Annotated in this window: 22 protein-coding genes and 2 pseudogenes; 13 read left to right on the forward strand and 11 right to left on the reverse strand. The window is 41.7% G+C overall.

Features of this window, described 5'->3' with window-relative positions; genetic code table 11:
* Positions 1-108 precede the first annotated feature (108 nt).
* The 5 genes from MHB50_RS00125 (at position 109) to MHB50_RS00145 (ending at position 4,250) form a co-directional block, all read left to right on the forward strand.
* Positions 109-798: a phosphoribosylaminoimidazolesuccinocarboxamide synthase gene (locus MHB50_RS00125; RefSeq protein ID WP_077109707.1), complete on the forward strand. Its 690-nt coding sequence runs from the start codon at positions 109-111 to the stop codon at positions 796-798.
* Positions 799-833: 35 nt separating this feature from the next.
* Entirely contained in the window at positions 834-1,292 is a 459-nt protein-coding gene (locus MHB50_RS00130) for a nucleoside deaminase (RefSeq protein WP_077109706.1), read from the forward strand.
* A gap of 2 nt (positions 1,293-1,294) precedes the next feature.
* On the forward strand, positions 1,295-2,077 hold the full coding sequence (locus MHB50_RS00135; protein WP_077109705.1) for a cobalamin-binding protein: 783 nt from the start codon (positions 1,295-1,297) through the stop codon (positions 2,075-2,077).
* A gap of 231 nt (positions 2,078-2,308) precedes the next feature.
* Positions 2,309-3,343 carry a SepM family pheromone-processing serine protease gene (locus tag MHB50_RS00140; RefSeq protein ID WP_340084679.1) on the forward strand — a complete coding sequence of 345 codons (1,035 nt, stop codon included), beginning with the start codon at positions 2,309-2,311 and terminating at the stop codon, positions 3,341-3,343.
* A gap of 43 nt (positions 3,344-3,386) precedes the next feature.
* On the forward strand, positions 3,387-4,250 hold the full coding sequence (locus tag MHB50_RS00145) for a DUF1002 domain-containing protein (RefSeq protein ID WP_340085380.1): 864 nt from the start codon (positions 3,387-3,389) through the stop codon (positions 4,248-4,250).
* 345 nt (positions 4,251-4,595) lie between these two features.
* Here the strand turns inward: MHB50_RS00145 and MHB50_RS00150 are convergent.
* The 6 genes and pseudogenes from MHB50_RS00150 to MHB50_RS00175 form a co-directional block, all read right to left on the reverse strand.
* Positions 4,596-5,030 (reverse strand): annotated as a pseudogene (locus tag MHB50_RS00150) (arginase family protein); the annotation flags it as partial.
* 782 nt (positions 5,031-5,812) lie between these two features.
* Complete coding sequence (locus MHB50_RS00155) at positions 5,813-6,490, reverse strand: hypothetical protein (RefSeq protein ID WP_340084680.1); 678 nt, start codon at positions 6,488-6,490, stop codon at positions 5,813-5,815.
* Between the two features lie 38 nt (positions 6,491-6,528).
* Positions 6,529-6,741 carry a hypothetical protein gene (locus MHB50_RS00160; protein ID WP_077109700.1) on the reverse strand — a complete coding sequence of 71 codons (213 nt, stop codon included), beginning with the start codon at positions 6,739-6,741 and terminating at the stop codon, positions 6,529-6,531.
* A gap of 925 nt (positions 6,742-7,666) precedes the next feature.
* Positions 7,667-8,243: pseudogene (locus MHB50_RS00165) on the reverse strand (arginase family protein); the annotation flags it as partial.
* A 294-nt stretch (positions 8,244-8,537) separates the two neighbouring features.
* A complete protein-coding gene (locus MHB50_RS00170) occupies positions 8,538-9,557 on the reverse strand; it encodes a DUF1646 family protein (RefSeq protein WP_339160967.1) in 1,020 nt (339 codons plus the stop codon).
* Positions 9,558-9,991: 434 nt separating this feature from the next.
* Positions 9,992-10,264, reverse strand: coding sequence for a hypothetical protein (locus tag MHB50_RS00175; protein ID WP_339160969.1), 273 nt, complete (start codon positions 10,262-10,264; stop codon positions 9,992-9,994).
* A 185-nt stretch (positions 10,265-10,449) separates the two neighbouring features.
* Here MHB50_RS00175 and MHB50_RS00180 point away from each other — a divergent pair, with 185 nt between their 5' ends.
* Complete coding sequence (locus MHB50_RS00180) at positions 10,450-10,995, forward strand: hypothetical protein (RefSeq protein ID WP_339160972.1); 546 nt, start codon at positions 10,450-10,452, stop codon at positions 10,993-10,995.
* Between the two features lie 242 nt (positions 10,996-11,237).
* Here MHB50_RS00180 and MHB50_RS00185 read toward each other — a convergent pair whose 3' ends face one another.
* Entirely contained in the window at positions 11,238-11,996 is a 759-nt protein-coding gene (locus tag MHB50_RS00185; protein ID WP_339160975.1) for an AAA family ATPase, read from the reverse strand.
* Between the two features lie 110 nt (positions 11,997-12,106).
* Between MHB50_RS00185 and MHB50_RS00190 the strand changes: the two genes are divergently transcribed.
* Together MHB50_RS00190 and MHB50_RS00195 are read left to right on the forward strand one after the other, a co-directional pair.
* On the forward strand, positions 12,107-13,018 hold the full coding sequence (locus MHB50_RS00190; RefSeq protein ID WP_339160978.1) for an LD-carboxypeptidase: 912 nt from the start codon (positions 12,107-12,109) through the stop codon (positions 13,016-13,018).
* 80 nt (positions 13,019-13,098) lie between these two features.
* Entirely contained in the window at positions 13,099-14,682 is a 1,584-nt protein-coding gene (locus tag MHB50_RS00195) for a bifunctional UDP-sugar hydrolase/5'-nucleotidase (protein WP_340084681.1), read from the forward strand.
* Here the strand turns inward: MHB50_RS00195 and MHB50_RS00200 are convergent.
* Complete coding sequence (locus MHB50_RS00200; protein ID WP_339160983.1) at positions 14,673-15,470, reverse strand: YihY/virulence factor BrkB family protein; 798 nt, start codon at positions 15,468-15,470, stop codon at positions 14,673-14,675. The genes MHB50_RS00195 and MHB50_RS00200 overlap by 10 nt on opposite strands.
* A gap of 31 nt (positions 15,471-15,501) precedes the next feature.
* The gene (locus tag MHB50_RS00205; RefSeq protein WP_339160984.1) at positions 15,502-16,479 is read right to left on the reverse strand and encodes an NAD(P)H-quinone oxidoreductase; all 978 of its coding nucleotides are present in this window, start codon (positions 16,477-16,479) and stop codon (positions 15,502-15,504) included.
* 121 nt (positions 16,480-16,600) lie between these two features.
* Here MHB50_RS00205 and MHB50_RS00210 point away from each other — a divergent pair, with 121 nt between their 5' ends.
* From MHB50_RS00210 to MHB50_RS00220, 3 genes are all read left to right on the forward strand, one after another.
* Entirely contained in the window at positions 16,601-17,800 is a 1,200-nt protein-coding gene (locus MHB50_RS00210; RefSeq protein ID WP_339160987.1) for an MFS transporter, read from the forward strand.
* A 45-nt stretch (positions 17,801-17,845) separates the two neighbouring features.
* Positions 17,846-18,043 carry an SE1832 family protein gene (locus tag MHB50_RS00215; protein ID WP_339160989.1) on the forward strand — a complete coding sequence of 66 codons (198 nt, stop codon included), beginning with the start codon at positions 17,846-17,848 and terminating at the stop codon, positions 18,041-18,043.
* Between the two features lie 224 nt (positions 18,044-18,267).
* Positions 18,268-19,356, forward strand: a complete 1,089-nt coding sequence (locus tag MHB50_RS00220) for a hypothetical protein (protein WP_339160992.1) — start codon at positions 18,268-18,270, stop codon at positions 19,354-19,356.
* 40 nt (positions 19,357-19,396) lie between these two features.
* Here the strand turns inward: MHB50_RS00220 and MHB50_RS00225 are convergent, their stop codons facing one another.
* Positions 19,397-20,128, reverse strand: a complete 732-nt coding sequence (locus MHB50_RS00225) for a transposase (protein ID WP_340084682.1) — start codon at positions 20,126-20,128, stop codon at positions 19,397-19,399.
* Positions 20,129-20,224: 96 nt separating this feature from the next.
* On the opposite strand from MHB50_RS00225, the gene MHB50_RS00230 reads away from it, so the two are divergent.
* Positions 20,225-20,509, forward strand: a complete 285-nt coding sequence (locus tag MHB50_RS00230) for a DUF3139 domain-containing protein (RefSeq protein ID WP_077109690.1) — start codon at positions 20,225-20,227, stop codon at positions 20,507-20,509.
* 236 nt (positions 20,510-20,745) lie between these two features.
* Here MHB50_RS00230 and MHB50_RS00235 read toward each other — a convergent pair whose 3' ends face one another.
* Positions 20,746-20,871 carry a hypothetical protein gene (locus tag MHB50_RS00235; RefSeq protein ID WP_340084683.1) on the reverse strand — a complete coding sequence of 42 codons (126 nt, stop codon included), beginning with the start codon at positions 20,869-20,871 and terminating at the stop codon, positions 20,746-20,748.
* Positions 20,872-21,520: 649 nt separating this feature from the next.
* Between MHB50_RS00235 and MHB50_RS00240 the strand changes: the two genes are divergently transcribed.
* On the forward strand, positions 21,521-22,714 hold the full coding sequence (locus tag MHB50_RS00240; protein ID WP_340084684.1) for a glycine C-acetyltransferase: 1,194 nt from the start codon (positions 21,521-21,523) through the stop codon (positions 22,712-22,714).
* Positions 22,715-22,742 lie beyond the last annotated feature (28 nt).

Genomic DNA, 22,742 nt, shown 5'->3' on the forward strand with positions numbered 1-22,742 from the left:
CGGCAGGAAAGAGTTGAATCAAAAAAATACGATGAGACATACGTATTTATTTCATGTATATTAATAAGTGAGATTGAGTAAAATTTTATCAACATATGGGGGGTCCTTATGAAACTGGTATATGAAGGAAAAACAAAAAACGTATACGAGCTGGAAGACGGGAATTTTTTGCTTCAGTTTAAAGATGATGTTACCGGGGAAGACGGCGTTTTTGACCCTGGAGCCAACACTGTCGGATTGACGATTGAAGGAGCAGGACAAACCGGTCTTCGCTTGACGAAGTACTTTTTTGAACTTTTGCAGGAAAAGGGCATACCTACCCATTATGTAAGTGCAAATGTGCAAGAAAATACGATGATTGTGAAGCCTGCCAAACAATTTGGAAAAGGGCTTGAAGTGATTTGCCGTTATAGGGCTGTAGGCAGTTTTTATCGCAGGTACGGCGCCTATGCCGAGGAAGGACAACCATTGGACGGATTTGTTGAAGTCACATTGAAGGATGATGAGCGCCAGGATCCCCCGATCAGCGAAGATGCGTTGGTCATGCTGGGTATTTTAACAAATGAAGAATATAAGCAGTTAACAGGACTTGCGGAAAAGATTGGACGGATCGTAAAGGACGCCTTAAGTGAAAAAGGAATTGAGTTATACGATATTAAATTTGAATTTGGCAAGGTTGGCGAAAATGGGGACATTACGCTGATTGATGAAATTTCAGGTGGAAACATGCGGGCGTATAAAAACGGCCGGTATATTGAGCCGCTTGAACTTGGCCGGTTGCTGTTGAACGGTGAATAAATAAAGTACCATTTCGATAAATTGGAGGGGGAGAAATGGATCAATTTATGAAAAAAGCCGTTGAGTTGGCGAACCAAAATGTAGATGAAGGGGGCACGCCCTTTGGGGCTGTTCTTGTAAGGAATGGTGAAGTGATTGCAGAAGGGGTCAACGAACTGCACAAAAAATTTGATGTGAGCGGACATGCCGAGCTTGTCGCGATTCGAAAAGCTCAAGAACAATTGCAAACGAATGATTTAAGCGGTTCGATTATGTATGCGAGCGGCGAGCCCTGCCCCATGTGCATGACGGCCATTTACTATGCGGGCATTGACACAGTCTATTATGCCGGATCGATTGAGGAAGCCAAACAGGCAGGCATGGGCACATCTGTCTATATATACAATCAACTGGCTCTGCCGCGGGAAGAAAGATCCGTCAAAATGATCCATATGCCGGTTAAAGGTGAAGAAAAAGATCCACTTGATTATTGGAAAGCGAAAAAAGGGGAGTAATCATGCGGATTGTATCCATTTGTCCAAGCAATACGGAAGTAGTCGGGTATTTGGGGAAAGAAGACATGTTGGTTGCTGTTGATGATTATTCCAATTGGCCGGATCGAGTGGCTGATTTGCCGCGGGTAGGACCTGATCTTACTATTGATATGGATAAGGTTGAGTCCTTGCGGCCAGACCTGGTGTTGGCTTCTCTCAGTGTGCCGGGAATGGAAAAAAATGTGTACGAGCTGAACAAAAGGAATATTCCCCATATCGTCTTAAACCCGAATACACTAGAGGATATTGCGTGTGACATCGAAACAGTTGCCGAAGCTCTCCATTGTAAAGAAACAGGCAGCGAAAAAGCCCGCGCTTTCCGGGAGAGCGTCAGCCGCTACAGGAAATTTTCCGAACAGAAGGATGAAAAACCTTCCCTCTATTGGGAATGGTGGCCGAAACCTGTTTTTACTCCTGGGGGAGCAAACTGGTTAACGGAAATAAGCGAGCTTGCTGGCGCATATAACATTTTCGCCACAGAACCAGAGGCAAATGTACAGACTGACTGGGAAGAAGTTAGGAAAAGAAACCCGGATCATATTTGTCTCGTGTGGGTCGGGGTGAAAGAAGAAAAAGTAAACCCCCATTTATTGCTAAAGCGGCCGGGATGGGAAAAGATGAAGGCAGTACAGAATCAATCCGTGCATGTTCTTGGAGATTCACTGTATTGCCGGCCCTCGCCCAGGCTATTGCTTGGGCTTGACAAGCTGATGAATACTTTGTGGGGTCAGTCCCCGCCGCGGTAACGTACCGAATGGCGGGGATTGACTTGTTTACGTGAATGTATTTTTGAAGCAGGGGAAATACTCTTGCCTTCATAAAAACGAACCAAACAAAGCTCATGCTAACGGATTTTGCCACTCGAATTTTCTTTAAGGGGACGGACAGGACATTTTTCCTTTATAGAATCGTTCGCTTTCAAGTAAAATAAAACATGAATGATTTTTTCTTTTCAAGAAAGAAAGGGATCAATATTGATGCTGCCAGCAAAAGGTACAAGAAAAAAAAGAATACTTACAGGCATCGTGATCTTGTTCATAGTCTCTTTATTTGTCCCCACCCCTTTTCATATTTTCCAGCCCGGGTCAGTTGAGGAGCTAGGCTCGAAGGTACTTGTGGAGGATGGGGAACAAGAGGCAGAAGGACAACTGTATTTAACGACAGTCCTTTCAATGAAGGCGAGCAATATTTATTATTTGGCTTATGGGCTTCTCGCTCCTCATGCCGCTGTTGAACGCTCCACGAGTGTAAAAGGCAACATGACGGATCAGGAATACAACCGCTGGCTTAAATATTTAATGGATTCTTCCCAGGAAAGCGCAGTCGTTGCCGGTTTAAAAGCGGCTGGGGAAGAGGTAAATATTTATCCAAAAGGGGTCATTATCCAAGCGGTTGACGAAAAGTCGAAAGCGAAAGGATCGTTGGAAGTCGGGGATATTATTCATACAGTGGATGGTCTCCCTGTACGAAAGTCCTCTGATTTGCTTGCTTACCTCAAAGGGAAAGAGACGGGAGATGTAGTTACGGTTGCATTGAACAGGGACGGGGTGGAAAAAAAAGAGGAAATCGAACTCATTCCGCTTAAACATTCGAAAACAAAGGCTGGTCTGGGCATTGTCCTTTCGGATTATACGAAATTGGAAACGTCCAGGAAAGTAAAAATAAAAGCGGGTGATATAGGAGGACCTTCCGCAGGATTGATGTTTTCATTGGAAGTTTATAAACAGCTTCAAAACAGGGATATTACGAAAGGTTATAAAATTGCCGGCACTGGAACGATTAGTCAGGACGGAAAGGTCGGACAAATTGGCGGCATTCGTGAGAAAATCACTGCTGTTGATAAAGCGGATATCGACATATTCTTTTGTCCGAAAGATATAGAGCCGACTGACACAAATGAAAAAACTGTAATGGAAGAAGCTGAGAAATACGGCTATGACGTAAAGATTGTTCCAGTCGAAACGTTGGAGGAAGCCATTAAATTTTTGGAAAAACTTCCGCCAAAACCTTAGGAGGGGAATTATGGTGTTTAAACGTATTGGCAAAGCAGTCATAATGGGTCTGATTTGTTCGGTGCTTGTTTTATCTGGACAAATGAATGCAGTAGCGCAAAAAGACGATGTCATCAATGAGAAACTGGGAGTGCCGATCGTTGTTTATGGGGAAACACTGACGAATGAACAAAAGGATGAAGTGCGCAAGCTGCTTGAAGTGACGAACCCGGAAAATGTCGACGAAATTACGGTAACCGCCCAGGACTTAGCGCGTTTAATTGGCGGAAATCCCAAATCCCGCATGTTTTCTTCAGCAAAAATTACCGTGAAAGAAAAGGGGAATGGCCTTGTTGTTTCCATCGTTACACCGGAAAACATTACGGAAGTAACGAGTGAAATGTATTCGAACGCCCTTTTAACCGCCGGAGTCGAAAATGCCAATGTGGATGTTGCCTCCCCAGTGAAGGTAACAGGGCATTCCGCCCTTGTCGGCATTTATAAAGCTTATGAATCAAAAGGTGAAGTTCTTGACAAAGATCGGATGGAAGTGGCGAACGAAGAATTGAGCCTTGCCACCGAACTTGCTAATAAGGAAGGGCTGAACGATGAAAAGGTAACAGAACTGTTAACCGAAATTAAAAAAATGATCGCCGAGCAAAATCCGGCTACACGGGAAGATGTGGAACAAATTGTCGAAGAACAATTAAATAAGATGAACATCGAGTTAAGCGAAAAGGATCGTCAATTACTAATTGACCTATTTGATAAAATGAGGTCTCTGGAAATTGACTTTGACGGTGTAAAAAAGCAACTGGAAGATATTAAGGGAAAGCTGGAGGAAGTCGTCGGCGATGAAGGATTTTGGGACAAAGTCGCAAACTTTTTCCAAAAGATAGCCGACTTCTTCCGCAATTTATTTAAATAAACATCAAAAGCTCTTGAAATAATAGGGCCCCTTGCAGAATAGGGACGATACAAGAAAGTCCGGATCTTGAAAGGGGCCACTTTCCATTGGAACACCTGAGTGTCTTAATGCAGTTTTTGGAAAAATTTACAAAATTATCCGACAAATGTTTTAACAGCATCACAGGCTTTCAGGACAAGACCTCCACAAATAATGACCACTACAGTGTCCATCACACTTTAAAGCGGGGTATTACATGATTGCCAAGCCTTACAAATATGTTGTTTGTAATGGAATGTTGTAGCACTTAAAATGATTCGATTCAAGATCTTGAGCTAAGTGAAAAATTCCGATTATCCACTTTACCTATCCATTATTTTGCATATTAAGGGCGTTTCCGGCTAAAGCATATAAAATAATAGTGGAAGCTAAGTGAGCTGAAAATTGGTTTGGATCTTGCTGAGGATATACTTCAACAAAGTCCATTCCAATCACGCCTTTTTTCGTAAACTCGTGAACAAGCGTTAATAGTTCATAAGAAGAAAGCCCATTGCCGTCCACCGGGCCTCCAGGGTTGAATGCAAAATCAAGAACATCGCTGCAGATGCTCAAGTATACACCATCCACATCTTTACTTGCCATTTCATATACTTCATTTGCAGTTTCAATGAGATTTTTTTTGCGGATATCGTTAATGGTAACTGTCACCGCACCAGCTTCTTTGGCAAGTTTTCCACTGTCCGGTTTGTTCCTTGGGCCATGAATTCCAGTGTGAACGAGGCTTTCGTTTCTAACGCCTTCCTCCGGTGGGAAGGTCTTGGTCACCGCGAAAAAAACGTTTCTCTCGAAATAAGTGAATATAAAGGTAAAAAGTCCTGGAGGCTTGTGCCCGATTTTGGGTGAGCGGGTATTCTCGCGACTTATCTTGCACGAAACTGAACAGACATGATAGAATTTAGATGTTCTGTGTGTGGGGGGGTGTTTTAGTGGCGTTGTTCCGTGTCTGTTTACTATACGGTGCGGTGCGGCACCATATCGGTTAGAGCATCAGAACGCTTACCCTTTACGGGTCAAGCTCACCCCTTTTCTCTTCTCCCACAACCCCATGTGGGAGAAATTATTTTTTTTGTTTGGGAATCGCAATAAAGATGATGGTCGTCCTGTTAATAAACTTGTGATAAACTGGTGGTGACCAGTTAACGCAAGTAAAAATTTGAAAAAAACGAAGCCATACAGCTTCTAACTGCGGGGACCGCAGGGATAGCCTAATCCATAACTTTCGGTTACGAATGTGTTCTTAGGAATCCCCCCACTTCAAGCGTAAGCTAAGTGGCGGGTGGTTCAAAGTGAGGAACGATGCCAAAAGATAAAGAGATTAAGCAGCCTAGCACCATTAGAACACCGGCACCAAGCTGTGGCATAATTTTTTTGTTTTTTCACTGTCTACTTGACAGGGAGCGGTACAAACGTACTAGGTGTGGGCTATTTTACGCTTACCCGCCAGGCCAAAATAAAAAAGAGCCAAAAAAGGCTCTTTAAAAAGTTATTTTGGAAAGTCGGTTGATCTTTTTTCTAACTAATAATCATTTTCTAGGGACACAAGTGACAACACCCTGAGGCATTGTTATAATCCCATAAAATTCTCCTGAGAGATAAAAACCCTTTTTATATTTATTACATGAATTAACAACTTTCATCCCTAAAGTACCAACAGCTAATATTAGCATAGTTAAAGCTGTAGGGGATAATCCTAGTTTCATTTTAATAAGGGCGGCAGCTACCCCAAAAATTCCTCCACTATAATTAGTAATTGTATTTAATTTTTTTACAGTTGCATTAGAAATATAAATACCTCTAACTTTAGTTTTTTTAGTAAGGGTTCCAATTTCTCCAGGATTCACTGAGGAATTCTCAGAATATAAAACATTTCCTACAACTTCATTTGTTCCGTTATTTTGAATTTCTAATTCGTATTTTAAGTAAAGTTCTTTTGCATCAGGACTCAATAATTCAATTTGCTCAGACTTATTATTTTCTAAGTTAATAATATCAATTCCTTTGGAGTCCATTTCTTCTAATAAATTAATTAGCTGATCAAGTTCGTCATTCAAAGAGTTTTCACTCATTCCTATAGCAGAATACACTGACTTACCATCATTCGGATTTTGGTTTAGCGACTGTGCCTGCACTTTTAGGTTAGATATAGATAGTGTAGAAAGTAAAAGCACCAAACTTAAGAACAAAACACTAAACTTTTTCATTTTCATAATAATCTTAAATACAAATATGTTTGTTGCATTCAAGGTCTTTTAAATTTATTTAGTATAAAATCACTTACAAAAAAAACTACCAATCCAGCCATTAAAATTATAAATGAAATATTAAATCCCGAGCTTGTAATAAATGAGTATATAGAACTTGCTAATAAAGCAACCATATAAAAAGCAAATCCTATTTTTATAGCCTTTTCAGTACTTTTTCTTTCTTCATTTGTCATTTTTTTAAAAAACAATCTATCAATTCCTCCTCAAATATTACTCCATAGATCACCTCATTTGTATTTGGCAATCAAATGTATCAAAAGGCAATCAAGTATACTCATTTAATTGTATAAAGATCCAATGCCGTGCCGCTTGACATGAAGCCTCCGCACGTATAATTTTCTGCCTTCTTCAAATGCTATCGTGCTAAATCTATTTCAATCGTCTCCTTTTTTTTTTGATTTGATTGAAAATACTTACAATTATTCCGGATATTATAGCAAACTCCTAAAAAATTGCAAGGAATTGTGTAAAAAAATGACTATATGTATATATATTATAGATATGGATAGGCATAAAGGCTTATAAATGTACGTGCAAAAAAAAAATAAAATACACATAAAAAACAAATGGGATCTGTGTGAATGAATTTCATAGTCTAATCAAAAGGAGGCCAATCTGTTCTTTCATAAATTCATGAAATTTATCTGGATTGTTGTTATCCGGCATGGGTACAACCTTGACGGGGAGCAGTTCAGTGTGTGGATAGTATTGGATTTCTATTGTTTTAACAATCTATACCACAGATTCAGGATGTATTTAAAAACACTGAACATACCGCCATTCACCTCTTGAGATTCCACTTAGCTTTCATGATTTCTATATGCTTAATATAACACAAAAATGCTTTGTACAAAGCGTTTTAACGAGTGTTTTTTATGCGAGAAAAGATCTCCACCCTAGCTTTGCTTGAGGAATTCCATGATAAAGAAAAGGAGGGTGCTCCAATGTCGTTTTTACAACCGTTTAATCCAACCAAGACACCGCCGAATAACGAACACAACAAATCCGAACTAGACGACTGTGAAAATGAATATGTACATATGACGCTACCGAATGGAGAGGGGGTGCGCTTTAAGTGCGTGTGGTCTGGTTACCGCTTCTCGGACGATGAAGTCGCGAGGTTGATGGCCGGTTACGACATCCGGATTAAGACCGACCATATCGATGGAATCATCGGTTCGTTCATACAATCTTGCAAATGGGTACATCTTGCAAATTTGTCACCATTGTAATGAGGCATGTTGTCGTAATGTGCGTCCATGTGGATAATACCTACTTTTTTGCCTGTCGTTTCGACTAAGGCTTTTACAATGGGAAATGTCACACCATGGTCTCCGCCTAATCCGATAAGGAATTTATCGCTTTGCCAAAGTTTGCTTGAGAAATTTGTAATTCTCTCCATAGTTTCTTCCACATCAGCAGGTACGATATCGATATCACCGATATCACCTAATGTAATATGTTCAAATACATCTATATGGTCTAATTCAGGCAGTTATCCGCTGTATCTTGCCGAGCAAAGCCGCATAACTTTCGGACCAAGCTCACATCCTGTATAATCCCCCCAAGTAACGGCGCCTTCCCACGGAATACCATATACTATGGCATCTACATTCGACATATCTTTGCTTTTGGAAATATTCTCTGTATTTAAAAAACACGGGGTATTGCCATAAAGCATGTAACTCATTCCTCTCTTGTTTATATAATATCTATTACGTCATTTTGACAAACTGTAAACGTCATTTGTATTTGAATTCAAGTTGTGGCTAGTAGACTATGTGCTGGTAAACAGGATGGTAAAGGTAATTAGGCAATAGAATGAACATAATATCTTTTGATTTTGGGCTTTATTTGAAAAATTAAAAAAGGCCACTGAGAATATGCTAAAAAAGAAAGAGCCGCAACATAATAGTAAGTGGATAACAAAAATAAACGGCTTTAGCCCTTGAGTGCCAGGCGAAAGCCGTTTAATATTTTATGGTTAAACATAAAATAAGAGAATGACAATAAAGTATAAAATCATTGCAATCAATCCGACAGGAACGCCAAAACGGGCCCACTCGCTGCTCGTAATGTTCAATTTGCCGGCGGCGATAATGTTCGGTATATTTCCGGGAATCAGCATCCCGCCGCTAATTAGAAGTCCCAACAGGATGGAAATTAAAGTAGTATCTGACATTTGCGGACTGATTTCTGCCGCGGCCAAAGTTGCATTATCCAAAACTGCCGAGATCATGTTGATCCAGTATAAAATTTGCGGGCTCAGCCCGAGCAAATACCTTTCGATGAACGGCTCAAAACCTGCACCCAGCAATGTTAAGCCCATAACGAATAAGTACACTTTAAACGCTCTAATGAAGATTTCCTTGTAGCTTTCAGACTCCATGCTAGCTCCAAGGCTCTCGCCATTCCCTTTTGGATTCACGATAATGGCTGCTAGAATGCCGAACAAAATGACAGCGGGAATGACATCGGGACCAATTAAACGGAGCAAATAGAAAAAGTCTGCGTTTAATTTACTTACAGCAATCGTTGATAACGGCTCACCGATTGGAGTTAAAGCAGCTCCAAGACCGATCGAGAAACACGCCAATATGACGAGGCGGATTTCCGACTTTCTTTCTAGACGGAGCACGCTTACAATCACGACTAATACGATTGCGGCGATAATGGCAGTAATGATACTGGAAATAAGTCCAAGAATAATAACAACCAGAGCGATGAAAAGGCGGGCCGGGATAGCTCGGCTCATCCCCAAAATTCCTTTTTCAATCGAAGACTGAAACCATTTAAATAGTAAGCCGGCAATTAATACTGCCAGCGTAATATGTACCGGATCCACCAACGCTTTTGTAAAAAGGGCTCCCGTAAGCACCTGGCTGATTGCGGCAGCCAAAAGCCCCATGATAAATAAAAAGGCTTCCAAATTCTTTTCAACTTTATGAACTGTAAACGGTAAAAATAGCACGAGAATTAATATAATCGTTAAACCTAAAATCATATATTTCTATCCTTTTCTCTGTTTTTCTTTCTATTATAGCATAATTAGACATCATTAAATCATGGTGATAGAGGAAAATAATAGGTGTCGAGGCTTTTGCGGTTATGAAAAGAAGGAGGAATGAGTAGATAAGAAGAGTTTGGGACACAACAAAATCAGCTGATTAAAAAACGAACAATAAAGTGAAATTTCATTTAGTAGGTTTTCTTCCATCTCCTACTGAATGTTAGTTGAACGAATCGGGCATTTAGGTGCCGTTTTCTCCCAGACTCTTTGTTATTTCGTATTTGCTTATGTCCTAGACGCATCATGTATTGCTTTTCATACTCTCTGGTTTGGGGCTACAAGCGACTTTGCAACGCCTGAGTATCAGGGCGAGATGTTTGATATACAGCGGCTCGCTATCTCAGCAGTTTCTTTTCTCTTTTCTTTACTCACTTATCAATGGTATCTTCGGGCTGTATGTAGTAGTTTTCAAACTGGAATGGCTGGATTTTTGATTCATATCCGCAGGAAGCGGGCTTTGATTCAATAAACCGGACGGCATTCCACTCTACTTCCGTACCGCTACACGCGGCTCTGTTGATGAGATCGGCGACATCTCTCTTTTTAATCATTTGATAATCAAAAACTTTTTGTGCCGGTGGCGGCAGGGCGGCGGTTCTCTTGGCATTTGCGGCAGGAACAGTTAAAGCCGGGCTCAACACTATCAAAAATGCTCATAATGATATCCGCTTCAAGACTGAAAGCTTCCCTTTCAGATAATAGGTTCATAGAATAATGTAAGTCGGATCATTCAGAAAATACAAAAAGGGATGGCTCTTTTGCCGGGAAGGAATCAACGAGAAAGGAAGGTCATATACTGTATCAGTTTCAAAAAGGGGGAAAATCATTGTCCATCTGGGAAGATGTCATAGCAGTTCACCATACATGCAAGCATATGCCGCTTCAACACAAGCTTATATTGACAGCGCTTTTTAGTGGACTTGCCGCGGCTTTTCAATCAGCCGGAGCGCTGTTTCCAGGGGCGGGATGTCTCATTAGCCTCCTTTCAACAGCTCCCATTATTGTTTGTACCATTTTTTCGCTGCCACTAGGAATGTTGTCTTATTTCTTGACCATTCTCATGTTATTTTTCTATCCAAGCGAGTTGCTGATTTTTCCTTTTACGACCGGGCTGCTTGGTCTGGCCATCGGTTTTTGTTTTTTGATTACAAATACACGCTTAACTGCCGGAGTGATTACATGTTTAACACTGGCATCCGGGATTTTCTTCGTTTTATACGGATTGCAGTTTCCATTGCTCGGACCCGTCGTATCAACTTCGCCAGATATTCGGATCGTGTTCGGAATTTTGTTGTTTTCGGCTTGGTACGGCTGGATTTGGCTTTGGACCAGCCACTTCTTCATAAAGAGATTCAGAAACATGATCGCTTAGTCATTTTCCGGTATTTAGTTCGGGTGGTGTGATGAAACGTCTGCCCAAATACGACAACAGTCGTTCTTTCCAACTCATTGCCTGTTTCATGTTAGGGATTTTCCTATGAACGGGGAAACAGAATGCATCAAATCAAGCATTTCATTACGGGCCTTTCCAATTCTCATTCGTTTATCGGCAGGTTTCACAATGGATCTCCATTTCAGCATTTGAATGCTGCCCATCGTCTCGGTTCAAAACAACTAATTCTGTAATAAATGATAAAGTAGCCGCTCTTTATCATCAAAAAACTGTTTCATGATGGAATAGTGTCCTGTATTTTCAAGCTTTGTTTCTTGTAACCCATTTTTGGTACATTCATAGATGATTGAATCCGGGTATGCCATCATGATGGGGGAGTGGGTGGCGATGATGAATTGTGAAGACTGCGCCGCGAGATCATGGATGCGGGCCAGTAGGGACAATTGTCTTAAAGGTGACAATGCCGCTTCCGGCTCATCCAATATATATAGGCCGTTTCCCCTAAAGCGATTTGTGAAGGCGGCAAAAAAAGACTCGCCGTGAGACTGTTCATGTAATGAAGTTCCTCCGTATTGGTCGATGATGCGAGAGCCTGTTCCCGGTTCTCTATCAAGTTCTTCTATATGTGTAGCCACATTATAAAATGTTTCCGCCCTCAGAAAAAAGCCGTCTTTCGGTTTTTGGACTCCTCGTATTACCCGAAGATGCTGTTCCAGTTCGGAATGGGAGTGATAGGTTGAAAAGTTAAAATTGAATGTGCCGCCTTCCGGATTAAACCCAGCACTGATTGCGATAGCTTCCAACAATGTTGATTTCCCCATTCCATTTTCTCCGACAAAGTATGTAACTTGTGGATGGAAATGAAGTTCTTGCAGGTTTTTGACGGCCGGAAGGGAGAAAGGATACTTGGACATGGAAGGCAATTGTTCTTTCTTCAATGCAATTCTTTTAACATATTGATTTGATTGATGTAGTTTCATATGAATCGCCCCAACGTATATATTAATTCCATGTTACAACATTTGCGGTCAAAAATCGTTACATATTTCCCCGGCAATAAACGACAATTTCCTAATGGGTGGTGAAATAGATGAAAAGGAAAAAAGGCATTGTTCCCGGTGATAAAGTTGGGTTGACAGCTCCGGCAGGCCCGGTTGAAGCGGGATATCTCAGAAAAAGTGTGGAGGCATTAAAAGGTTTTGGGTGGGAAGTAGAGGTCGGCGACACATGTTTTCAGGAATACAGGGGATATGTAGCGGGACCGCCTGAAATGAGAGCTGAAGAATTACACAAGATGTTCGCCAGCCCGGAAATATCTGCCATATTTTGTTTGCGCGGGGGGTACGGGTCAGCGCAAATCTTGTCTTTGCTCGATTATACGCTTATAAAAGATAACCCCAAATTGTTTATCGGGTATAGCGATATTACGGCCCTGCATATTGCCTTTCAACAAAAAAGCGGGATTTCGACTATACATGGACCAATGCCCGCCTCTGATTTAATTGATGCGGATGAATATACCAAATATACATTGCAGTCGTTTTTAGAAAGTCCATTTTCACCACGCATCATTGATAATCCTGTTGGTGAGCCCATCGAATGTTTCGTGCCTGGAAAAGCCCGCGGCATATTAACAGGAGGAAATCTAAGTCTGATTGCCAGTTTAATGGGGACACCGTATGAACTTGATACAAAGGGGAAAATTTTATTCTTGGAGGAGGTGAATGAAGAGTGGTATCGAGTGGACCGAATGTTGACTCAACTCGCCATCGCCGGGAAATTTACTGCCGCGGCGGGCATTGTTCTCGGTTCATGGACAGGTTGTTCTCCGCCAACCAATGATTGGACGCTCGAAAACTTATTTCAAGAATTTTTCCTGCCTTTTAACAAACCGGTATTATTCAACCTACGGGCAGGTCATTGCCGGCCTGCGGTCGCGCTCCCGTTCGGGACGCTTGCCGAAATAAATGGTTTTCAGCGAAGTCTCCGAATTTGTGATTGATTTTAGGCAAGCTTCTTGCTACCACGAACATTACATTATACCATTATGATGAATTGACTGGTTGAGGAGACATGAAATCTATGGAAAAAGTGAAACTCGTAATCCTGCAAACGAGCGATGTCCATGGCCATATTTTTCCAATCTATTATGGAACAAATGGATATGCAGATGTCGGACTCGGTAAAATCTCTACCCTTGTTCAAGCGGAAAGAAAGAAAAATAACTATACCCTGTTAATTGATAACGGCGATTTGATCCAGGGGACACCGTTAACATATCAATATGTTCGGTCGGATTCCAGGAACAACCTTCCAAACCCCATGGTGGTCGTTTTAAATGAACTTCAGTATGATGCTGGTGTGTTGGGGAACCATGAATTCAATTATGGCATGGAAGTGCTTGAAGCTGCCATCTCGCAAGCCCGGTATCCGTGGTTGTCAGCCAATATTGTAAGCAGCGCGGACGGCACCCCTTATTTTGGAAAACCTTATATGGTAAAACGATATTCAAACGGGTTAAAAGTGGCCGTGCTTGGTTTAACGACGCCTTATATACCTTATTGGGAAAAGCCCGAGCATATACAAGGACTCACTTTTGACGATCCGGTTGAAACAGCGAAAAAATGGGTTCCTTTCTTGAAGGAAAAGAAGCAGGCTGATGTGATCATCATTTCATACCATGGCGGATTTGAACGCGATTTAGACACAGGAGAACCGATTGAAAAAATTACCCGAGAAAATCAGGGCTATCGGCTATGCCATGAAGTCGAGGGAATTGATGTGTTGCTTACCGGTCATCAGCATCGGCAAATTGCGGGGAAAAAAGTGAACGGTGTCATTGTACTTCAGCCGGGAAGCTCAGGTTCTTTTCTTGGCAAGGCTGAATTGGAACTGGGGAAAAGAGATGGGAAATGGACAGTCATTCACAAGGATTCGCAACTATTGCCTGTTGTCGGTGTGCCCGAGGATGGGACAATACTCGAGAAGGTCAAAATATATGAGGAAATCACCCAGCAATGGCTTGATCAGCCGATTGGCATAATAGAAGGGGACATGCGTGTAAAAGACGCGTTGGAGATCAGATTGGGGGATCATCCATTAATCGAGTTTATCAATAAAGTGCAAATGGATGCGGCAGGTGTTGATATTTCCGCAACTGCCTTGTTTGACAATGAATCACCGGGATTTCCGGAGAATGTGACGATGAGAGATGTTGTTTCGAATTACATATATCCGAATACTTTAAAAGTTGTCCGTATTACGGGGAAAGACATGAAAGACGCCCTGGAGCGCTCGGCCTCCTATTTTAAACAATATAAAGGCGGAAAAATTGAAGTCAATCCAACATTTACAATCCCGAAACCGCAGCATTACAACTATGATATGTGGGAAGGGATCGAGTATACAATTAATATTTCCAAACCTGAAGGAGAGCGTATCGTCAAGCTCCTATATAAAGGCGCTCCTGTAAAGCCCGATGCCCACTACGATGTCGTCATGAGCAACTACAGGGCCGGTGGCGGCGGGCAGTACTTCATGTTTCAGGGGAAACCGGTCATAAAGGAAATCACAACAGATGTATCTGAATTGATTGCCAACTACCTGTTAGAAAGAAAAAAAGTAAAGGCAACGGTAAACCATAATTGGAAAGTCATTTATGATTGATGGATAAATGCGGCATTCACAAGACCGCCCGTCAGTAAAACCGCGGCGGTCAAGTAAAACCAAACCATGAGCACCACCATGCTGCTGAGTTGTCCATAAAGTTGGGAGTAATTGACATAAGAAACATAATAGGAAAATCCGATTGAAACGGCTTGCCAAGAAATCGTCGAAAAGAGTGCTCCGGGCAGGACGGAAGAAAGCGGAACCTTGCCACTGGGCACTAGCTTGTAAAAGAAAAGAAAGAACAAAAACAAATAAGCCGAACCAATTCCCCATTTAATGATCATCCATGTTTGATAAGAAACAGGGGAGAGTTCCAACTGGGAGGATAAAAAGATGTGGCCAATTTCCTCCCCAATGGGAACGAGCAGGGAAATGGCCAATGTCACCATAATGATAGCAGTTAAAAATAAATCTTTGCCAAAGACGAGAAAAAAACTTTCTTGTCTGTGAATGCCATAGGCATCATTCATTGCCCGGACGAGCGACTGCACCGCCATGAAAGAAACCCAGAAAGCGGCAAGCAGGCTGATGGAAGCCAGCCTTGTCCGGTGCTCGCTTAAAATGGCCATCACATTATTTTCTATCAGTTTATAACTCCCTTTTGGAGCATATTGTTGTATCGCGGCCAAGACGTCTGCTGAATGGATCGGTAAAAAACTAAGCAGGGAAATAACAAAAATTAAGAAGGGAAAGATAGATAACATAAAAAAATAAGCCATTTGCGCAGATTGGTCATGAAACCGTTCCGTAAAAAAGCGTTTGAAGACAGAAGAAATGATTTTCATATCTTTCCCTCCGGGTTGTACTTCTTTTGTATTATTCCCCTATTTTCAAAACAATTTTCCCCGCATTTTTATTTTTCTCCATTCGTTCATGTGCTTGATTGACATCTTTCCAATCCCACACTGAATCAATGACGGGTTTTAGTCGCCCTTCGGAAAACTTTTGCAAGGCGAAAGCGGCAAAAGATTGCGTTAAAGCGATTTTTTTCTCAACAGGCTGGGAACGAAGAGCTGTTCCAATGATTTGAATTCGTTTAAATACTATTTTTAACAAATTCACCTCTTTTACTTTGGCCCCGCCCATTGTCCCGATCAACACAAGTCTGCCGTCGAGGGCCAGGGCGTTTATATTTTGCTCCCAATAAGGGGCTCCGACAAAGTCCAGTATAAGATCGACCCCGTCAGGCGCCGCTTTTTTTACCTCCGGAAGAAAAGGACCTTCTGTATAATTGATGACGGTATCAGCCCCCAAAGAACGGCAAAGGTCGAGTTTCTCTTGCGACCCGGCGGTGACAATGATGTTGGCGCCGACTTCTCTAGCAAGCTGAATCGCGGCAGTACCGACGCCGCTTGCACCCGCGTGAATCAATATGCTTTGTCCTTTCTGCAGCTTCCCCAAGTCAAACATATTCATATACGCTGTTAAAAAAACTTCCGGAATCGCGGCTCCTTCTTCAAATGACAAGTTTTCCGGAACCGGCATGGCCATCCCTGCCGGAATAGCCGCATATTGGGCATAACCGCCTCCGGGAAGAAGGGCACACACACGGTCCCCTTTATTCCAACCCTGAACATGCTCTCCCATCTCTTCTACAATTCCAGCCATTTCCAGACCCAAAATAGAGGATGCACCGGGTGGCGGCGGATAATGTCCGCGTTTTTGCAACAAATCGGCCCTGTTTAAAGCAGTCGCCTTTACCCGAATAAGAAGTTCATCAGGGGCAATGTCCGGTTTTTCTGTAGTTCCAATCTTTACATTTCCTTTTTCATCTACAAGGATTGCTTTCATCATGACCCTCCGTTCCAATTTGAAAAATCAAAACTAATGTAAATATGCGCTATCTCTGTTATCGTATAAAAATAAACATGTTTTTTCCAGAATATCGGGTTTCTAAAAAGAGGTTGATGAAGTAATGAACGAATTTTCCACAATGACAAAACAAGCTGCAAATCAGAGAGTATTTCTTGTATGTGCCATCATATTTATTGCTTTTAACTTGCGGCCAGCCATTACCTCTGTCGGTCCGCTTGTTAGTTCGATCCGCACAGATCTCGGGATGTCCAACGGGGTGGCTGGAATGCTTACCACTTTGCCTCTGCTGGCATTTGCCGCACTTTCGCCTTTTGCCCCTATAATTGGAAGGAAACTGGGAAATGAACTCGCCATATTAATAGGTATAGGGTTGTTGGCCGCCGGCATCATCATTCGTTCAAGCGGAAGTGTCGGCACGCTTTTTTTCGGAACAGTCCTGATCGGCATTGGCATTGCCATAGGCAATGTATTGTTGCCAGGCATTGTTAAGTTGAAATTTCCTGATAAAGCGAGCTTTATGACAGGCGTATATACGACGTCGCTCGGAATTTTTGCAGCCCTCGCTTCCGGACTCAGCGTTCCTTTATCGGAAAATCTCGGATGGGGTTGGAAAAATGCTTTATTGGCCTGGGCTTTGTTAGCGGTCATTGCGTCTGTTGTTTGGCTCCCGCTAACTCGTAAGCAAAAGGAAGAAAAAGGGAAAATCCATATCGTGCGGTCTAATGGTAGCTTATTTCGCTCCAAGCTTGCCTGGCAAGTCACATTTTTTATGGGGTTGCAGTCATTTTTATTTTACTCTCTGATCACATGGATTCCTGAAATTGCTTATAGCCATGGGTTTAGTCGCACGATGTCGGGCTGGATGTTGTCAATTCTCCAGTTTGCGGGTTTGCCGGCTTCTTTCATTGCCCCGGTGATTGCCGGCAAGTTACAAAACCAAAGAGGTATCGTACTTGTGATCGGCTCTATTTATTTGATTGCTTATTCCGGTCTTTTGGCGGGGGGCGGCCAAGCGATGTTGACCGTTTGCATCATATTATTGGGATTTGCCCAAGGAGCCGGCTTTAGCATGGCTTTGACTTTCTTTGTTTTGCGTGCAAAAGATGTGATGGATGCAGCACGTTTGTCCGGGATGGCACAATCTTTGGGATATTTAATGTCCGCTATCGGCCCCATGTTAATTGGATATGAACTTGACTTGACACAATCATGGACATTGCCGATTATTACCCTTATGGGGGTCGTTTGCGGAATGACTTTGGCTGGTATTGGCGCAGGAAAAAATAAATATGTCCTGTAATTGCTTTTGGCGTACTTTTATGCAGGAATCTAGGGAGGGAAGAAAATGAAAAAATCTGAAATCGAATATAAAATTGCCGATATTAAAGCGGATTATGTCAGGCTTCAACATGACTTGGAAAAACTGGAATATGTAAAAGGAAACCTTCATCCGCTGGAAAGACAGCTCGAGGGATTGGAAATAGAGCTGAAGAAATGTTATCAACAGCTTGATGAACTCGAACTTGCCGAAAAAAAGATATAAAGTGAAACTTCATTCAGTAGGAGGTTTCTTCCAACTCCTACTGAATGTTAGTTGAACAAATCGGGCATTTAGGTGCCGTTTTCTCCCACTTAGACCGTTTGCATCAATTCAGGTTTTGAAGTGGGAGTATTACGGCACTTTATATGCGGGATAAAGTACACATCAACAATTTCTTGCATAGGCTGGAAGAAAGAAACAAAAGCTAAAGTTTGAGGAGTGAAAAAGTGAACGCGAAAGTATTGCGGTACTTTGCCGGCGGAAATACCGCAAAGGGTTTTTACTGTTTGTACGACAGTAATTTGCGGGAACTGGATCGCGTATTTATTTTATCCGGAAAATCACATGTCGAAAAATCACGGTTAATCGGGGAGTTATTGGCTGACTGGATCGGAAAGGGTTTTGATTTGGAAGTAATCCACCGGCCAAGTGATCAGGACGCCGTAGAAGGTTTTATCATCCGTGACCTCGGATTCGGCATCGTGGATGGGGATCCGCCGCGTAATGTAGGAAAACATTTTGTCGGTGACGGTTGGGAAACGATTGATTTGGATGTAATGGAAAAAAACCAGAATGAAACGGAAAAAATAATGGAAGATAAGAATCAAGCCCTGGTCAAAGCGTACGAGTGCTATGCGAAGGCATTGCGCATTCATGATGATTGGGAAAAGTTGTATATCGACAGAATGGATTTCGCAAAAGCGGACGATGTGGCACAATCGTTAATCGAGAAATTATTTGGAGAAACATCCAAAGGATGTACAGGGACAGCCCGACGTCGATTTTTAGGAACAACAACGCATCAAGGCTCGTTTGATTTTGTTGAAAATATTACGGAAGGTTTAACGAAAAGATATTTGTTAAAAGGCCGGGCGGGAACGGGCAAGTCGACATTGCTGAAAAAAATTGTCGCGCAGGCTGAAAAGCGGGGTTATGACATGGAAATCTATCATTGCGGCTTTGATCCGGAAAGCTTGGATATGGTTCTTGTAAGGGAATTAGGCTGGGCTGTTTTTGACAGCACCGCACCCCACGAATATTTTCCATCAAGAGCGGGAGACGAAGTCATCGATATGTATGAATTGACGATCGCTCCAGGGACAGATGAATTAATAGCGGAAGAGGTCGCTAAAGTGGAAAGCAAATACCGTGAACAAATGGCAAAAGCACAAAAGTTTCTGGCCGAAGCCAAACAGTTTCAGGATCAACTGGACACAATTTATCGACAACAATCTGATCAATCCCGCTTATTAGAAATTTACAAGGATATTTCAAATGAAATAACCCACTTGGCCAACAACTTGGAAGAACATTAAAAACTACTTGACTAGAGGTAAGAAGGCGCTGTCCAGAAAGTCAGCCCAGACTGATTTTTCTGCGACAGGAGGTTTCTAAAAAGCCCTTAAAATAAATCAGGCGGAGGAAAACGGTTTGTTTTCCTTCGCCTGATTTTGTGTTTTTCGGGTCTCCCCTTGAAAGTAGCTGGCAAATGCCCGCCACTTTTAGGAAGTTGTGGGCCAGGGCCACAATCCCGAATTCCACGTGGATCTTTTTGAGTCCCCGCAGGGAGAATCGACGGAACGACCGATTGCCCTTGATGTGACCGAACACATTTTCTATCTCGGTCTTCCGCCTGGAGTAGATTTCTGCGTTCTCTTCACATTCAAGGGCTGTCTTCGCCTTTGCCTCCATCTCTTCATAGATCATATTTAAATGAACCTGCCGGTTGCCTTTGGCTTTTGTGCATTGGGCTTTTGGCGGGCAATCGGAACAGTCCTCGCATTCGTATATCTTATAGCTTTGGATATGGCCTGAGGTATTCTTTTTATTTTTGTATGTTATAAAAACCACTTTCCGGCCATTTGGGCAGATGAACTGATCATCATGCGCCAGATACAAATCTTTATACTCATTGTAGGTGAAAGTATTATCCAAAACACCTTCTTCTTGGAGAGTTTTAAATTCTTCTTCAGTGATGTTTTCTACGAGACCTTCGTGCGGCTCATTTTCTGCTGCATTCACTTGAACAATTGAAGATAAGAAAACCGAAAAGAGTACTGCTCCAAATAAAATACCTATTTTTTTCATAAATAAAACCTCCCTTTTTTATTTAATATAGTATAATATAAACAGAATAATGAAAAATTTCTTATTTTAAGAAATTTAAAAAGGGATGATATTATTATGAGATTAGTTCTTATTATTTTTGGGTCTATCATTATAATCGTTGCTGGTTTTATTATTTATAAATACCCCATTCAAAAAGCGATAACTACTAATAAAGTCTTGGAACACGTTAAAAGTAAGGGGTTGGATGAGGATGATTTCATATCTATGGAAACCTTATACGATTCAAAAGTAGGAGAATATTATGTGGAAATTGTATATAAGGATGAACCGGATATCTCTTATATTTATATTTATAGAAAAAAACAAAAGCCTCCGATTATTGTTATCAAACAGTCGTAAGATAGATGACTTAACCCCTGGTAAACATGAAGAAAATTAAAAAATGAAAGAATTAATAAGGTTTGTCATATTTGAATTTGGAGTCAATGTTCTCGTTCGTTTTACATGATTCAACCAATAAATCGATCTTGCTTATTTGGATGGGAATATCTATATATAACTGCATATGAGGCGTCACCACAGAAACATGTGGGTATTTTAATATTGCAGAACCTAATGCCTCAGCAGTAGTAATACTAAACTTCTTTGCTAATGGAACATGCAACCAAGACGATTCCACTTCTGCGTTCTGTATCTCCTGCAACGATCACAGGCTTGTTTTGCAGAGAGCTATCTCTTACTTTTTCCATTTCTTGCAACACACAACCTTCTCCTTGCCAACCGACAGGCAGAATGTTGACAAGCTTAAATTGAAAACGAAATAGTCAAAAAATAACCCTCCATAATCTGTTTTTTGGAAAATCTCAAGCAGTGACATTGTTTGAAGAATTGAGCTTAATAAGGTTTGAGGAAATTCAATGAATGAGCGGATTCATTTTAGAGGTTTATGTTTTTCGATAATGATATGAATAAACGATCCCTAACAGAAAGTTAAAATGGATAAAACCTTATGAAGGGATAGCTTTGTTTGAGGAATTTCTTTCAATGTCCATAATGTATATGCTTAGAGGGAGAGGGATCACGTATCATTTTCTCTTCCCTGATACTGTCAAAGGCTACTAGCTGATTCATAAAGTTTTTACAAAAATAAACATTTCGTTAGCAGGCTCTTGTATCTTGGTACCCACTACAATGAATGGATTTTATCATCTCCTTTATACGTTAGCAGTACAAACCGAGGCTTTGGGTTGTGCTGCTCATTTTTATTTTTAATAACGCTTTCAATTGTTTGTCTTTTCAAGAAAAACAATGTATTATATTTTTACTAGGTAAATAGTATAATATTGAAACGCCATATTCATTTTGTTTTTCTGAGGTGAACAATTGTGTGTTCCATTATAATCAGGAGGGATGACGATGTCGGAAGCATTACAGCAGTTTTTGGAAAAGAATGTAACCGCTTTACGTGAGCAAGGCCTCTATAACGAAATTGATACGGTGGAAACGCCTAACGGACCGGTTATCAAAATGAATGGAAAAGAGCAAATCAATTTATCCTCCAATAATTATCTTGGTTTGGCAACGGATGAGCGCTTGAAAGAAGCGGCTATTACCGCTGTCAAAGAATGGGGGGTCGGAGCGGGGGCTGTCAGGACGATTAACGGAACGCTCACACTCCACGATAAGCTGGAAGAAACACTTGCCCACTTTAAAGGAACAGAAGCGGCCATTTCGTTTCAGTCCGGTTTTAATTGCAATATGGCTGCGATATCAGCCGTCATGAATAAACATGACGCAATCTTGTCGGATGAATTAAATCATGCTTCCATTATTGACGGGTGCAGGCTTTCACGCGCAACCATCATCCGATACAATCATTCGGATATGGACGATTTGCGCAAGAAGGCAAAGGAAGCGAAGGAGTCGGGCAACTATAGCAAAATCATGATCATAACAGACGGTGTTTTTTCCATGGATGGCGACATTGCCAAGTTACCTGACATCGTGGAGATCGCCAAAGAGTTTGACTTGATTACGTATGTGGATGATGCGCATGGCTCCGGTGTTCTTGGAAAAGGAGCCGGAACAGTGAAGCACTTCGGCTTGGAAAAAGAAATTGACTTTCAAATTGGCACATTATCCAAAGCGATCGGTGTGGTTGGCGGGTATGTTGCGGGAAAAAAATTAGTAGTTGATTGGTTGAAAGTCAGCTCCAGGCCTTTTTTGTTTTCAACGGCTGTTACGCCCGCGGATGCTGCGGCAGCGACAAAAGCGATTGAGGTTTTGATGGAAAGTACAGAATTATGCGAACGTCTTTGGAAGAATGCCCGCTACTTACAAGCTGGATTGCGATCGCTGGGGTTTGATGTTGGAAAAAGTGAAACGCCGATCACGCCATGTATCATTGGAGAGGAAAAAACAACTCAACAATTTAGTCGACGCTTATTTGAAGAAGGCATATATGCCAAATCCATTGTTTTTCCTACTGTGCCAAAAGGAACCGGTCGCGTACGCAATATGCCGACAGCGGTACACACAAAAGACATGTTGGACCGTGCCATTGCGGTATATGAAAAAGTCGGCAAGGAACTCGGTGTTATTTAGCGTGAATTTCCTCATATGAACGGACAGA

The organism is Siminovitchia sp. FSL H7-0308, assembly GCF_037980985.1.
Lineage (GTDB): Bacteria > Bacillota > Bacilli > Bacillales > Bacillaceae_C > Siminovitchia > Siminovitchia thermophila.

What these genes read in the sequence shown, in the direction of transcription:
- MHB50_RS00125 (WP_077109707.1), top strand. Translation starts at nt 109, where the DNA reads ATGAAACTGGTATATGAAGGAAAAACAAAAAACGTATACGAGCTGGAA.
- MHB50_RS00130 (WP_077109706.1), top strand. Translation starts at nt 834, where the DNA reads ATGGATCAATTTATGAAAAAAGCCGTTGAGTTGGCGAACCAAAATGTA.
- MHB50_RS00135 (WP_077109705.1), top strand. Translation starts at nt 1,295, where the DNA reads ATGCGGATTGTATCCATTTGTCCAAGCAATACGGAAGTAGTCGGGTAT.
- MHB50_RS00140 (WP_340084679.1), top strand. Translation starts at nt 2,309, where the DNA reads ATGCTGCCAGCAAAAGGTACAAGAAAAAAAAGAATACTTACAGGCATC.
- MHB50_RS00145 (WP_340085380.1), top strand. Translation starts at nt 3,387, where the DNA reads ATGGGTCTGATTTGTTCGGTGCTTGTTTTATCTGGACAAATGAATGCA.
- MHB50_RS00155 (WP_340084680.1), bottom strand. Translation starts at nt 6,490, where the DNA reads ATGAAAAAGTTTAGTGTTTTGTTCTTAAGTTTGGTGCTTTTACTTTCT.
- MHB50_RS00170 (WP_339160967.1), bottom strand. Translation starts at nt 9,557, where the DNA reads ATGATTTTAGGTTTAACGATTATATTAATTCTCGTGCTATTTTTACCG.
- MHB50_RS00185 (WP_339160975.1), bottom strand. Translation starts at nt 11,996, where the DNA reads ATGAAACTACATCAATCAAATCAATATGTTAAAAGAATTGCATTGAAG.
- MHB50_RS00190 (WP_339160978.1), top strand. Translation starts at nt 12,107, where the DNA reads ATGAAAAGGAAAAAAGGCATTGTTCCCGGTGATAAAGTTGGGTTGACA.
- MHB50_RS00195 (WP_340084681.1), top strand. Translation starts at nt 13,099, where the DNA reads ATGGAAAAAGTGAAACTCGTAATCCTGCAAACGAGCGATGTCCATGGC.
- MHB50_RS00200 (WP_339160983.1), bottom strand. Translation starts at nt 15,470, where the DNA reads ATGAAAATCATTTCTTCTGTCTTCAAACGCTTTTTTACGGAACGGTTT.
- MHB50_RS00205 (WP_339160984.1), bottom strand. Translation starts at nt 16,479, where the DNA reads ATGATGAAAGCAATCCTTGTAGATGAAAAAGGAAATGTAAAGATTGGA.
- MHB50_RS00210 (WP_339160987.1), top strand. Translation starts at nt 16,601, where the DNA reads ATGAACGAATTTTCCACAATGACAAAACAAGCTGCAAATCAGAGAGTA.
- MHB50_RS00215 (WP_339160989.1), top strand. Translation starts at nt 17,846, where the DNA reads ATGAAAAAATCTGAAATCGAATATAAAATTGCCGATATTAAAGCGGAT.
- MHB50_RS00225 (WP_340084682.1), bottom strand. Translation starts at nt 20,128, where the DNA reads ATGAAAAAAATAGGTATTTTATTTGGAGCAGTACTCTTTTCGGTTTTC.
- MHB50_RS00230 (WP_077109690.1), top strand. Translation starts at nt 20,225, where the DNA reads ATGAGATTAGTTCTTATTATTTTTGGGTCTATCATTATAATCGTTGCT.
- MHB50_RS00240 (WP_340084684.1), top strand. Translation starts at nt 21,521, where the DNA reads ATGACGATGTCGGAAGCATTACAGCAGTTTTTGGAAAAGAATGTAACC.